The organism is Nibricoccus aquaticus, from assembly GCF_002310495.1.
GTDB lineage: Bacteria > Verrucomicrobiota > Verrucomicrobiia > Opitutales > Opitutaceae > Nibricoccus > Nibricoccus aquaticus.
On sequence record NZ_CP023344.1, the window covers coordinates 2370420 to 2383726 of the forward strand.

General features: G+C 65.4%; 7 protein-coding genes. All 7 read right to left on the bottom strand.

From position 1 onward, the window contains the following. Positions 1-14: 14 nt before the first annotated feature. The 7 genes from CMV30_RS09640 to CMV30_RS09665 all read right to left on the bottom strand — a co-directional run bounded on the left by CMV30_RS09640 (position 15) and on the right by CMV30_RS09665 (position 13235). On the bottom strand, positions 15-2210 hold the full coding sequence (locus CMV30_RS09640; protein ID WP_096055827.1) for a TonB-dependent receptor: 2196 nt from the start codon (positions 2208-2210) through the stop codon (positions 15-17). Next, positions 2207-5824, bottom strand: coding sequence for a hybrid sensor histidine kinase/response regulator (locus CMV30_RS09645; RefSeq protein ID WP_096055828.1), 3618 nt, complete (start codon positions 5822-5824; stop codon positions 2207-2209). Before CMV30_RS09645 ends, CMV30_RS09640 begins: the two co-directional genes overlap by 4 nt. A 216-nt stretch (positions 5825-6040) precedes the next feature. Further along, complete coding sequence (locus CMV30_RS20735; RefSeq protein ID WP_096055829.1) at positions 6041-7885, bottom strand: tetratricopeptide repeat protein; 1845 nt, start codon at positions 7883-7885, stop codon at positions 6041-6043. A 1-nt stretch (position 7886) separates the two neighbouring features. Next, positions 7887-8051 (bottom strand): DUF5989 family protein, encoded by a 165-nt coding sequence (locus CMV30_RS19830; RefSeq protein WP_175414810.1) that lies wholly within the window; start codon positions 8049-8051, stop codon positions 7887-7889. 162 nt (positions 8052-8213) lie between these two features. After that, positions 8214-10121: a carbamoyltransferase family protein gene (locus CMV30_RS09655; RefSeq protein WP_096055830.1), complete on the bottom strand. Its 1908-nt coding sequence runs from the start codon at positions 10119-10121 to the stop codon at positions 8214-8216. Positions 10122-10305: 184 nt separating this feature from the next. Next, complete coding sequence (locus CMV30_RS09660; RefSeq protein ID WP_096055831.1) at positions 10306-10668, bottom strand: hypothetical protein; 363 nt, start codon at positions 10666-10668, stop codon at positions 10306-10308. A gap of 152 nt (positions 10669-10820) precedes the next feature. Next, positions 10821-13235, bottom strand: a complete 2415-nt coding sequence (locus CMV30_RS09665; RefSeq protein WP_175414811.1) for a TonB-dependent siderophore receptor — start codon at positions 13233-13235, stop codon at positions 10821-10823. Positions 13236-13307 lie beyond the last annotated feature (72 nt).

The window sequence follows — 13307 nt, forward strand, 5'->3', positions numbered from 1 at the left end:
CGGAGGCGCGGAGGTCAGAAGCTGAGGGTGTAGGAGGCGTTGAGGGAGCGCTCTTGGCCTATGCGGGCGTGGGATTCGAGGAGGTCGCGGTCGAAGAGGTTGCGGAGGCCGAGGCCGGCGTAGTGGGAGATGGGCTTTTGCTTGGTGCCGCGTTTCCAGGAGTAGCCGGCGTTGAGGCTGACGAGGGTGTTGTCGGAATAGGCGAGGTATTCGCGGCTCGCACTTTCGTAGTAGGCGACGAAACCGCTGACGTAGGTGAGCGTGCTGCCGACGGAGAAGCCGGTGAGTTTGCCGGTGAAGGTGCGGCGGGTGGAGAGGCCGAGGGTGGTGCGGGGGAGGCGGGTGATGGGGCGGCCGATTTCTTCGGGGAGATCGGGCGAGGCGGTCGTGAGGGCCTGCGTGACGGTGGCGCGGCCGGAGAGGGTCCAGCGGGGGCCGAAGGCGGTTTTGAGGTCGAGGGTGCCGCCGGTGAAACGTTCTTCGCCGGAGGAGACGAGCTGGGGCTGGGTCTGGGCGGCGTCGAGGATGGGGTCTTCGTAGAGCGGGTTACGGCGGGAGATGTTCTGGTTGAAGTATTGGAAGAGGAGGGCGGTGGCGCTGACGCGTTTGTTGAAGAAGAGGCCTTTGACGCCGGCTTCGTAGCCGAGGGTGGTCTCATTGCCCTGGATACGGCCGGTGCGGGCGTCGACGCGGGTGGAGGGTTCGAAGGCGGAGCTGGTGTTGGCGAAGACGAGGAGGCGGCCGGGGATGAGCTGGTAGTTGCCGCCGGCGTGATAGGTGAGTTCGCGGACGCGGTCGGTGACGTGGGGGCGGGGGGCGGCGGGGCGCTCGTCGTCGATTTCGATGAGGACGAAGTCGGCGCGGAGGCCGGCGGTGGCGACGAGTTTTCCTTCCCAGAAGGCGGCGCGTTCGCTGAGAGAAATGGAGTTGTAGCTGGTGGCTTCGTGGCGGTCGGTGAGGAGGCGGCTGTAGAGTTCGGGGGAGTATTCGGGACGGAAATAGTTGGGGGAATCGGGGTCGAATTCGCGGACGTCCTGCGGGAGGGCGTTGCGGGCGGCGGTGGGCAAGGCGCGTTGTTCGCGGTCGTACCAGAGGTGGTTGGATTCGAGGAGGAGGGTGACCTTGTGATCGATCTTGAAGGTGAGGAGGCGGGCGGTGGCTTCGACGCCGGCGGTGATGGCTTTGAGGGGTTGCTCGATGCGCTGGGGTTCGCGGGTGCCGCCGAAGCGGCCGAGGTCGAGGAGGTATTGGCTGGTGGTGAAGCGGTCTTCGGTGAGTTCGCGGAGCCAGCCTTGGAGGACGGCGCGGAGGCTGACGCGGCGGCCGAGCTGGCCTTCGAACTGGAGGGCGGCGCTGGCGATTTTTTTATCGAGGCCGGCGTTGGGACCGTAGGTGTGAAAGTCGGCGAGCGGGCGGTAGGGGCCGGTGATTTTGGAGGAGGCGGTGGCGCGGTATTCGGGGAGGCCGGGGGCGGGGTTGCCGGAGAGTTCGGAGTAGTCGAGCGTGACCATGGTGCTGGCGGAGCGGCTGTGGCGGAAGGTGAGAGCGCTGCTGGCAAACTTGGTGTCGATGCGGGCGAAGTCCTGAGGGCCGCCACGGTGCTGCCAGCCGGCGGAGAGGCGGTGCCAGATTTTTTTGGGCTTCAGCGTGAGGGAGTTTTCGACGCGGGCCTGCTGGGAGTCCTGGGTGTCGGCCGAGAAGGAGAGGCGGGTGGCGTTTCTGGCTCGGGGGCGGGCGGTGACGAAGTTCTGGATACCGCCTGGGGCGGCACGGCCGGCGACGGGCGTGAGCGGGCCCTGGATGAGTTCGACGCGTTCGACGGAGAGGATCTCGGGGATGCCGATCTGGGAAAAGCCGTTGCGAAGACGGGGGGTGGGGAAGCCGCGGAGGTTGACGCGGTTGACGCCGGTGGCGAGGTCCACGGGGCTGGCGCCGGTGACGATGGCGGAGAGCTCGGCGTTGAGTTCGGGGGCGAAGTCTTCCTCGGTCTGGGGGCCGACGAGGAGGTCGTTGGAGAAGGGGGGCTCGTTCATCTCGGCTTCGGGGCCGCCCATGCCGGTGGCGTCGAAGCCATCATCGGTTTCCGCGCCGATGGTGAGGGGATCGAGGAGGGTGAGATCGTCGGTCTCGTCCTTGGTTTGCGCGTGGGCGGTGAAGTAGGCGCAGACGACGAGGAGCAGGGAAAGAGCGAGGCGGAGGCGGGCGGTCACGGAGAGTGGTCGGAGCTGAATTGAGGGCCGACGGCGGGCGGGGCTGGGAAAAAGCGCGCGATGGTTTCGAGGAGGACGGGGGAGCGGACGGGTTTGCCGAGGTAGGCATCCATGCCGGCTTCGAGGAAGCGCTCCTGGTCGCCTTTCATGGCGTGGGCGGTGAGGGCGATGATGAGGGTGTACTGGCCGGAGATTTGTTCGAGCATGCGGATGCGGCGGGTGGCCTCGATGCCGTCCATGTCGGGCATCTGGACATCCATGAGGATGAGATCGAAGCGCTCCTGCTGGTAGCGGGCGACGGCCTCGACGCCGTTGAGGGCGGAGACGACGGTGTGGCCGGCTTTCTCGAGCATGGTGCGGGAAATTTTTTGGTTCACGGGGTTGTCTTCGGCGAGCAGCACCCGGAGTTGACGCGAGGGAGCGGGGGAAAGTTGCGCGGAGGTTTTCTCGATCGGTGCGGCGGAGGACGAGGCGGCGATGCCGAAGCGGGCGGTGACGTGGAAGCGGCTGCCTTTGCCCGGTTCGCTTTCGGCCCAGATGCGGCCGCCCATGAGGGTGGCCAGCATGCGGGAGATGGTGAGGCCGAGGCCGGTGCCGCCGTAGCGACGGGAGGTGGAGGTGTCGGCCTGGACGAAGGAGTCGAAGATGGTTTCGAGTTTTTCGGGAGGGATGCCGATGCCGGTGTCAGTGACGGTGAAGTGAAGGAGGATGGTGGAGGGTGAGGCAGAGTCGGTCTCGGGGGCGGGAGAGACGGCGATGACGATTTCGCCGCGTTCGGTGAATTTAAGGGCGTTGCCGATGAGGTTGAGGAGGATCTGGCGGAGGCGGCCGGCGTCGCCGGTGAGGAGGTCGGGGGTGCCGGGGGCGATGTCGAGGCGGAGGGGGAGGTTTTTCTCGCGGGCGCGGGTGGCGAGGGTTTCGAGGGTTTTTTTAAGGCACTGGGCGAGGCTGAAATCGATGGGGTCGAGGGCGAGTTTGCCGGATTCGATTTTGGAGAAGTCGAGGATGTCGTTGATGACGGAGAGGAGGGCTTCGCCGGAGGATTGGACGGCTTCGAGGTAGCCGCGTTGCTCGGGGTTGGTGGCGTGGGCGAGGGCGAGCTCGGTCATGCCAAGGACGCCGTTCATGGGGGTGCGGACCTCGTGGGACATGTTGGCGAGGAATTCGCTTTTGGCGCGGCTGGCGGACTCGGCGGCGTCCTTGGCAGTTTTGAGGTCGCGGGTGCGTGTTTCGATGAGGGCTTCGAGTTCACGCTGGCGGCGGCGGAGGACGCGGGTGCGCAGGGAGATGCCGAAGGCGAGGAGGCCTGAGGCGGCGAGTCCGCAGAGTATCCAGAAGGCGGCGGTCTGGCGGAAGTGAGGGCGGAGTTCGAAGGTAAGGGTGGCGGGCTGGGGGGCCCAAAGGCTGTCGTTATTGGAGGCGGTGACTTCGAAGGTGTAGCGGCCGGGCTTGAGGCCGGCGTAGAGGGTGGAGCGGATGTTACCAGTCTCGATCCAGTGGGTATCGACGCCTTGGAGACGGTGGCGGAAGCGGACCTGGCCGGCGTCGATGAGGCTGAGGGCGGTGTAGCGGAGCTCGATTTCGCCGCGGCCGGGGGGGAGGATGAGCGGGCTGGTTGCTGGAATGGGAATCTGATCGGCGATGACGGATTCGATGAGGACGGGGGGCGGCCGGGTGTTGAGCTGGATTTTCGTGGGATTGACGATGGAGATGCCGAAGTTGGTGCAGAACCAGAGCTCGCCGTCGTGGGTGGCGATGGCGGTGGGCTGGCTGCCGTAGACGGGGCCGGAGGGTTTCATGCCATCGCTTTCGCCGTATTGGATGAAGGCGGGCTCGGGTTTGCGACCGGAGGCGACGGCGTCGAATTCGTCCAGTGATGCGCGGAGGACGCCCTGGCGGGAGTTGAGCCAGAGTTTGCCGCGGTGGATGACCATGCCGTAGAGGCTGGCGCCGGTGTCGCCGAGAATGGGGAAGGATTCGAGTTTGTCGTCACGCACGCGCTGGAGGCCGCCGTCTTTGCGCGCGATCCAGAGGGAGCCGCGGTTGTCTTCGACGAATGAATACGTGGCGGTGCCTTTGAGGCCGTCGGTGACTTTCCAGCCGCGCCAGCCGTCTTTATCGAGACGGGCGATGCCGGTGATGCCGCCGAGCCAGAGGCGGCCGGTGCGGTCGATGAGGAGGTTGCTGAGGCGGTCGCCGGCGGGGCCGGGGGGAACGGGGGTGAATTTTTGAGTGACGGGGTCGCGGCGGAAGAGGCCTTCGCGGTCGGTGGCGACCCAGACGGTGTCGTCGGGGGAGATGGCGATGGCGCGGACGCGGGAGTTTTTAATGCCTTGGGCGGGGCCGAAGTGTTCGAGTTTACCCTGGTGCCAGCGGGAGAGGCCGGCGGCCTGATAGCCGATCCAGACGCCGCCGGCGGAGTCCTCGGCGAGGGCGTTGACGGATTCGTCGAGGAGGCCATCGGCGCGGGTGAGGGTGGCGTGAAGTTTGCCGTCGCGGAAGAGGATGGCGCCGCCGCCGACGGTGCCCACCCAGCGGGTGGAGTCGCGGGTTTCGAGGACGCAGATGGAGGAGTTTTGGTAGAGGCCGTCGCGGCGGGTGAGGGTGTGGAATTTAACGTCGCGGAGGCGGGTGAGGCCGCTGTGGGTGCCGATCCAGAGGGATCCTTCGCGGTCTTCGTAAACGGAGAGGATGGTACCGAGGGATTCGCCGGTGCGGGTGAGGACTTCCTCGAATTTGCCGTCTTGGAAGCGTTGGAGTCCCTGAGTGGTGCCGACCCAGAGGACGCCGTGGCGGTCGAAGTGGATGAGGCGGACGATGTCCACGGCGAGGCCGTCGGCGGTGGTGTAGGTGCGGGCGGTGCCGCCCTGCCAATGGACGAGGCCGGTGCTGGTGGCGGCCCAGAGATCGCCGTGAGGGTCTTCGGCGAGGTCGCGGATGTAGGAGTCGGGGAAGTTTTCGGGGAAACCGCCGAGGTAAGTGCTGTCGGGGGCGAGGCGGAAGAAGACGGATTCGCCGCCGATCCACCATTCGCCATTTTTGCGGTGGACCCAGTTGCGGAGGCCGGTGAGCGGTGGAGCGCCGTCGGGAGCGGGGGCGACTTTGTAGCGGTCCTGATCGAAGTGGACGAGGCGGTTGCTCAGGAGGACGCGGACGTGGCCGTCGGGGGTGGAGAGGATGGAGCGGATGGTGATGCGCTCAAGGCCGGGGGCGGCGGGAGGGCGGATGAATTGACCGTTTTCATAATAGAGAAAACCGCCGCCGTCGGTGCCGATCCAGAGGCGGCCGTCGGGCGCTTCATGGAGCGAGGTGATGGTGTCGCTGGCGAGTTCGGGGACGGTGGCGTGGGTGAAGACGGTGAAGCTGTTGGCGTCGAAGCGGGCGAGGCCGTCGCCGGTGCCAACCCAGAGGTAGCCGTCGGAAGTCTGGGTGATGACCTGAACGGAGTTTTGGGGGAGGCCGGTGGAGACGTCCCAGGTGGTGGCGGTGAACTGGTTAACGGGGCGGGAGGGGTCCAGCGCGAAGCTGGTCGCGGCGCAGCCCAAGATGAGGAGCGCTCCCGCGACCCAGTGGCGCAGAGCCAGGGAGTGACGCCTGAATGCGGAGGGCACCATGGGTGTATCGGTACGGGAGCGGGGGGATTTAGGGGAGTCTTAAAGCGCGAATGCCGGGGGTATTCGCGCGAATGACCAATGACCAATGACCAATGACCAATGACCAATGACCAATGCGCTGGCGCGAGTAGCAGGAAGCGGGCGGGGGCCAGCCGGCGGGGTTAGCGCTAACCCCGCCCTACCTCGGAGGGACGGTGCGCGTGCAAGCACACTGGCCTACGGAAGGGAAGGGTGTCGTGGCTCCAAGGTGCGGGCGCGGGTGAAGAGGCGGTCGGCGTCGGTGGGGTGGCCGAGGGCGCGGTGCGCGTTGGCGAGGGCGAGGAGCGTGTCGATGTCGTCGTCGATCCAGGCGGCGGCTTTTTCGAGGTAGGGGAGGGCGGCGGCGGGTTCGCTGCGGGCGAGGAGCATCATGCCGGTGTTGCGGTGGAGTATCCAGTCTTCGGGTGCCGAGGCGATCGCGTAGTCGTACGACGCGCGGAGGGCGGCGGTGGCGTCGGGGCGCGCGAGGAGGGACTGGGCGGAGGCGAGTTGTTTCGCGGTGGTTTCGAGGCGGAGGGCGTGGTCGGACTGGGCGGTGAAGGGGGGGCGTTGGTAGCGGTTCTGGAGCTCGGCGAAGATCATGGCCTGCTCATAGGCGGTGAAGGCGAGGCGGCGGCGGAGTTCGCCATAATCGAACGGCAGGTTGATGGGGCCCGTCGGGAGGAGTTCCTGTGCCTGGAGTTCGGATACGACGGCGGGGAAAAGTTCTTCGACGACGGAGTGTGTGCCGAGAAAGGTGAGGTGGACGTGTTCGTAGAGATGGGTGTTGCCGATGTAAGGGCCCTGGCGGGCGGGGGCGGCGAGCGGCGAGGTGAGGTCGACGATGCGGACGTGGCTTTGGGGGAGGGAGGCGGGGAGTGAGCGGATGACTTCGTTGAGCGAGGAGTCGGCGCGGAAGCGGAGGGCGTCGAGGTCGAGGGCGCGTTGAAAGAGCGCGGGCACATCGGCGTGCTGGCCAGTGGGGAGAAGAAGGCGGGCGAGACGGAAGGAGAGCTCGGCGTACTGGTCGTCGATTTCGAGGGCGGCGCGGTAGGCGGCTTCGGCGCGGCCGGTGTGTTTGAGGAGGGCGGCTTCGTTGGCGGTAGCGTAGTATTTTTCCCACTCGGCGAGTTGGGCGGCAGTGAGGCCGGGGCGGTGGAGGGACAGAAAGGGCGCGAAGTCGCGCTGGTTGGCGAGGGTTGTGCAGAGGAGGGTGGTGGCGCCGGCGCGGTCGGCGGAGGCGGCGATGGCGCGGAGGTTTTCGCGGAAGTGGGCACGGACGGTGTCGAGACGAGGATCGTCGGCGGCGATCTGGTGCTGGAGGAACATCTCCATGCCGCCCCATTTTTCAGGCGAGGAGGAAGAACGTGAGAGAGAGGCGAGGAGTTGCCCTGTGCGCGTGGATTTCAGCCAGATGGCGAGGCGGACGGCGCGTTCGGAGCGGAGGAAGCCGGTGAAGACGCCGGTGGGGCCGAAGGGGCCGATGACCTCGTTGTGCCCCTCGTAAACGATGAAGAGGTCGGGCTGGAGTTCGCGCGCGCAGTCGTCGGCGATGCCGCGGACGACGTGGGAGTTGATGGCGGTGATGGCGGCGTTGACGACCTCGAAGGTTTTATCCGGATACGCGGCGCGGAGCCGAGTTTCGAGGAGGCGGGCGATGGAGAAGGACGCCTCGGGGTCGCCCATGGCGGCGGAGCTGCCGAGGACAACGATGCGGATGGCGCCGGGGTTTTTGTGTGCGGAGAGGCGAAAGGGTTGCGGGCGGCGGACGAGTTGCTCGGAGAAAAACGGGACGGTGCAGTCGCGATTTTCGCGGAGGATGACGGAGCCGTCGGGGAGTTTCTCGCGTCGGACGAAATCGGTGGAGTGGCCGTAGCCGGCGAGGCGGAGGGAGAGTTCGAGGGCGCCGAGGAGGAGGGCGAAGATGACGGCGGTGAGAACGGCGGAGAAGAGAAGTTTGCGCCCGAGCGAGAGTGGCGCGCGGACGGGCTGGAGAGCTGCAGGCTCGGAGGAAAGCGGAAAGTTTTGGTGATTCTCCTCCATGTCAGAAGAGAGAGTAGATGAAGGGAGAGATAGTGGAGACGCCGACGATGAGGACGCCGACGAGGAGCAGGAGGCAGACGACGGGGACGATCCACCAGGCCTTGTGCTCGCGGGCGAAGGCGACGAGTTCGCGGAGGAGGGCGAGGAGGTTTTTGAGCGCTCTCATGGGGCGATGGGGGACGGCGCGGAGTTTTGGACAGGATTAACGGGATGGACAGGATTCGGAGGGCGTCTCGCGAAGGGAGGGAAGGGGCGAAGGCGGGAAATTTTTAACCACAGATTACACAGAGAGCACGGATGTCGGAGATGCGGAAGGATTCGGAGTGGGTTAGTCGGGGGAGAAGTGGCGGGGCTGGGCGGGGCGGAGGAGGGCGTCGGGGAGGTTTTTCTTTTCGAGGAGGTAGGGGCCGAAGGCGAGGGCGTCCATGTCGGTGGCGAGGAAGCCGGCGATGGCTTCGCGGGGGTGGCAGACGGGGGGCTCGCCGCGCACGTTGAAGGAAGTGTTCACGAGGACGGGGCAGCTTGTGAGTTTTTCGAAGGCGGAGAGGAGGGAGTGGAGCGCGGGGTTTTCGGAGGCGGCGACGGTCTGGACGCGGGCGGAGTAATCGACGTGGGTGACTGCGGGGATAGTGGAGCGCGGGGTGGCGAGGCGTTGCTGCCAGGCGGCGTCGAGGGCGTCAGAGGCGGGGGACGGGAGACGTTGAGAAGCGGATACGGGCGCGGTGAAGAGCATGTAGGGCGAAGGCGCGGGGAGGTCGAAGAAGTTGGAGGCGCGTTCGGCGAGGACGATGGGGGCGAAGGGGCGGAAGGATTCGCGGGCTTTGATTTTGAGGTTCAGGCGGCGTTGCATGTCGGGGGAGCGCGGATCGGCGAGGATGGAACGGGCGCCGAGGGCGCGGGGGCCGAATTCGGCGCGGCCCTGGCAGAAGCCGAGGACTTGGCCGGAAGCGAGGAGGGTGGCGAGACGGGCGTGGAGGGCTGACGTGTTGTTGGAGAAATTTTCGGCGTGGGGGAGGAGGCCGGAGGTGGCGAGGGCGGAGGCGATTTCGGTGTCGGTGTAGGACGGGCCGAGGAAGGCGCCGCGCATGGCGTCGGTGGGGGCGGAGTGAACCACAGATGACACGGATGCGGAAGGAGGAGCGGAGGAGTTGAGAGTTGAGGGTTGAGAGTTGAGGGGCGGATTTGTGGAGGGGTTGAAGGATGCGTGGTGGTAGGCGAGGGCGGCGCCGAGGGCGCCACCGGCGTCGCCGGCGGCGGGTTGGACCCAGATATTTTTGAAGGGGCCTTCGCGGAGGAGGCGGGCGTTGGCGACGCAGTTGAGGGCGACGCCGCCGGCCATGCAGAGGTTTTCTTCTCCGGTCATCGCGTGGAGTGTGCGGGCGAGGCGGAGGATGATTTCTTCGGCGACGTCTTGAATGGAGCGGGCGAGGTCGCAGTGGACTTGTTCGAGCGGGGCTTCGGGCGGGCGGGCGGGGATGCCGAGTTTTTCGGCGAAGCGGGCGTTGGTCATGGCCTGGCCGTGGAGGTGGCCAAAGAGGTCGAGGTTGAGGCGGAAGGAGCCGTCGGCTTTGAGGTCGAGGAAGTGCTCGCGGATGCGTTTCGCGAAGCGGGGGTGGCCGTAGGGGGCGAGGCCCATGAGTTTGTACTCGCCGGAGTTGACGCGGAAGCCGCAGTGGTGGGTGAACGCTGAATACAGGAGGCCGAGGGAGTGGGGGAAGCGGAGGTCGTGGAGAAGATCGAGTTGCGAGCCGTGGCCGCGGCCGAGGGTGGTGGTGGACCATTCGCCAACGCCGTCGAGGGTGAGGATGGCGGCGCGGTCGAAGGGCGAGGGGAAGAAGGCGCTGGCGGCGTGGGCCTGGTGGTGGGCGGCGAAGTGGACGGGGACATTGGGGTGGCCGAGGGCGGCGAGTTCGTCGGCGATGACGGAGGGGAGCCAGAGTTTTTCGCGGAGCCAGGTGGGCATGGCGGCGGCGAAGGTGCGGAAGCCGCGCGGGGCGACGGCGAGCGCGGTGGTGAGGATGCGCTCGAATTTGAGGAGGGGTTTTTCGTAGTAGACCACGGCGTCGAGCGGGCCGGTGGATTGGGAAAGGCAATACGCGGCGGCGGCGCGGGGGAAGGCGGGGTCGTGTTTGATGCGGGTGAAACGTTCTTCCTGGGCGGCGGCCACGATGACGCCGTCTTCGAGGAGGACGGCGGCGGAGTCGTGGTAGTAGGCGCTGAGGCCGAGGAGGCGCATGGGAAAAGCACGCGGAGCGCGCGAGTGACCAATGATCAATGATCAGGGACCAATGGTTGGAGGGCTAGGGTGTAGCAGAGCCTGCGGGCGGGAGGGTGGATTTTTTTAACCACGGATTGCACAGAGGGCACGGATGTCGGAGTGCGGAAGGAGAACGAGTACGAGTAAGAGAACGATGTGGGGATTAGAAATGGCGGGTGAAGTTGGGGGGAGTTGAGGGGAGCGGGCGGAGGTAGGTCGGGGCGGTGGAATCGAAGCGGCGGGCGAGGGGGTCGTGGCGGCGGAGGGTGCGCCAGAGTCGCAGGGGTGTGAATACGCCGAAGTAGATCAGGCCGAGAGAGAGCCAGGTGAAGGCGATGAGAATGAGGTGGCCGAGTTTTTCGAAGGCTCGGGAGAAGGGGGCGTAGGCGCGGGGCGAGACCCAGGCGAGGAGGGCGAGGGTGGCGGCGGTCAGTGCGAGAGCGGCGGGAAAGATGCCGCCGCGCCAGAGCCAGAGGCTGCTGGTGACTGCGAGCGCGATGGTTGCCTGAAGACGGGGGCGGGGCATGGGAGGAATTGCAGGTGAATTAGTGGGAGGGCAGAATTTAGAGAATGAAAAAGGCGGGCGAGTTGAACTCGCCCGCCTTTTTTGAACCAAACCTGAACAACAACTGAAAGGGAACAACGGGAAGTCCGATGTCGGGATTCCCGTCGGTGAGGTTAGAAGTCGATGCCGACGGTCAGGCTGTAGACCATGGGGGTGGAGACTTCGTAGCGGTCGGTGGCGACGCGGCCGGCGACTCCGGTGGGTTTCCAGCCGACAAACTCTTCCTGCTCGGTAATGTTCTTCAGGTTGAGCTGAATGAGGGTGTCGTAGCCGAGGAGTTTGAGGCGATAGCCAGCGAAGAGTTCGCCGTAGAACGTAGCGGGATTGTAGCGACCGGTGTTGCCGGGCCCGTTGTAGTCCTGAAGGGCTTCGTCTGCGTACTGAATGCCCGCGCCGATGCTGAGGCCTTTGGCGGCGCCGTCGGTGAACGAGTATTTGGTGAGCATGGCGAGCTGCTGGTCGATGTGGCCGCTGGTGGTGCGGCCGAGCTCGGTCGCGATGGGCGAGGAGGTGACTTCGGTGTCGTTGTTGGCGTAGCTGAGAAGGATCTGCCAGCTCTTGGTCGGCTGGAAAATCAGGTCAGCCTCGAAGCCGGTGGATTCCTGTTCGCCGGCGGGATAGAAATCACCTTTTGCGAGAAGCGTCGCGCGAGTTTGGCCGGGGAACTGGATGGCTTGCTGGGCGAGCGACAACGCATCGAAGCGCTGGACTTCCAGATTGAAGGCCGGGGTGACTTGTTTGCCGCCGCCTTCCTTGGTGATCTGGTAAACGCTGACGGTGCCGCTGATTTTGCCGTTGAGGAGCTCCACCTTCACGCCGGCTTCGTAGCTCTTGCCGGTTTCGGGCGGCATTTGCTGGGAGAAGCTATTTTTGTCGGTCGAGGGGAACAGGGATGAGGAGTAAACGCCGAAGACGGAGACCTGTTTGGTGATGTCGAACATGGCACCAAACATGGGCGAGGTCTTGGAGACCTCGGTGGTCTTGCTGGTGTTGGCGGTGGCGTCGTACTGCACGAGTTTGATGTTGGTGCGGTTGGCGGCGGCGTTGAGCTTGAGGCGGTTTTCGAAGAGCGAGCCCTGCCAGGCGACGAAGTAGTAGTCGTTGGAGTTGTTCTCGCGATTCCAGCCGCCGTTGCCGGTGTTGGCGGCCCAATCGGCGGGAGGCACGAGCGGGGTGTTGATGCTGATGCCGGCGCGAACGGGAAGGATCAGCGTGTTGGTGGTGGTGGAAGGCTGGGCAAAGCGGCGGGTGAGGAATTTTTCCGCCCAGACGTTGGCGCCGAAGGTGACGACGTTTTTGATAGCGCCGAGATCCACTTTATAGATACCGGTCGCGCCGTAGCCATGCATGCGGTTGCCCCAGTCGCGGTAGTGATAGCCGAGGCGGATGAACTCGGCGGGAGTGCCGCCGAGCTGCCAGCCGGTGTCGCCATTGGTATCCCAGTTGGCGCCGCCGCCGGAGCCCTGAGCTTCCCAGCCGTTGGAGTCGATGTTCAGGCGCGTGGCATACTGAACGTAGGCGGTGGCGCTGAAGTTTTCGTTGAAGGTTTGATTGATGGTACCGCGATAAAGATCGGTATCGATCGAGCGGATATTGCCGCCGGTGGACCAGTTCCACTCCCACGGAATTTCGGGGTGATCGATCTGGAGTGGGATCTGGGCGCCGTCGGCGCCGTTGCGGGTGAAATAGCCGAGGCCGTTGGCTTTGCCGCGGTAGCCGTTTTCCATGAGGAATTTCACCTCGGTGCCAGCGTAGGGCTGCCAGGCGAGATTGACCTGCGAGTAACGGAGGGAGCCGTCGGAGTTTTCACGTTCGTCCACCGTTTCGGCGTGGGCGCCATTGAAGCGGACACCGAATTTGCCGTGCTTGGTGTCGCCGGAATAGTTGGCGTCGATCGCAGCGCGATATTCGCCTTCGCTTTGCACGGTGAAGCGCAGGGAGGTGAAGTCTTTGAGGAAATCGACGTCTTTGGTGACGCTGTTCATGACGCCGCCGGCGTAGGACAGACCGTAGAGCGGCCCTGCGGGGCCTTTGACGATTTCGACGCGGGAGAGGCCCTGGGTGTCGATGGGATCGTACTGGCGGATGCCGTCGCGAAGGCCCCAGTTTTGAACGAAGCCGCGGAAGAGAAAGGCGTTGTAGGCTTGTTGAATGGGATTGCTGGAGCGGCCGTCGGCACCGCCGTTGACGAGAGCGGCGTTGTAGCGCTCGAGGTCGATCTGGTTGGTGATGACGAGGTCGTCGTAGAGATCCTTGGTGAACACCTGGATGTTCAGCGGGATGTCTTTGATCGGGGTGTTGGAGCGGGTGCCGCCGATGGAGTTGGAGGCTTTGTAGCCGGAGTCTTTATCCTCGGAGACGCGGAAGGCGGAGAGGTTAACGACGTCGTCCTCGGTCGGAGGCGTGACGGGGGTGGGGGTTTCCTGGGCGATGGCGGTGAGGCCGAGCGCGGGCAGGAGGAGGAGCAGGCTGGCCCGTGAGAAGGAGGGCCGGCCGAGGGGGGCTGATGCGGGTGTTGGTGTTTTCATGTGCTCTGGCATTTGCTGACGTCGCCGCACGTGTGGTGCGGCGACAGTTGGGGTAGGCAAAAGTGTACGCGA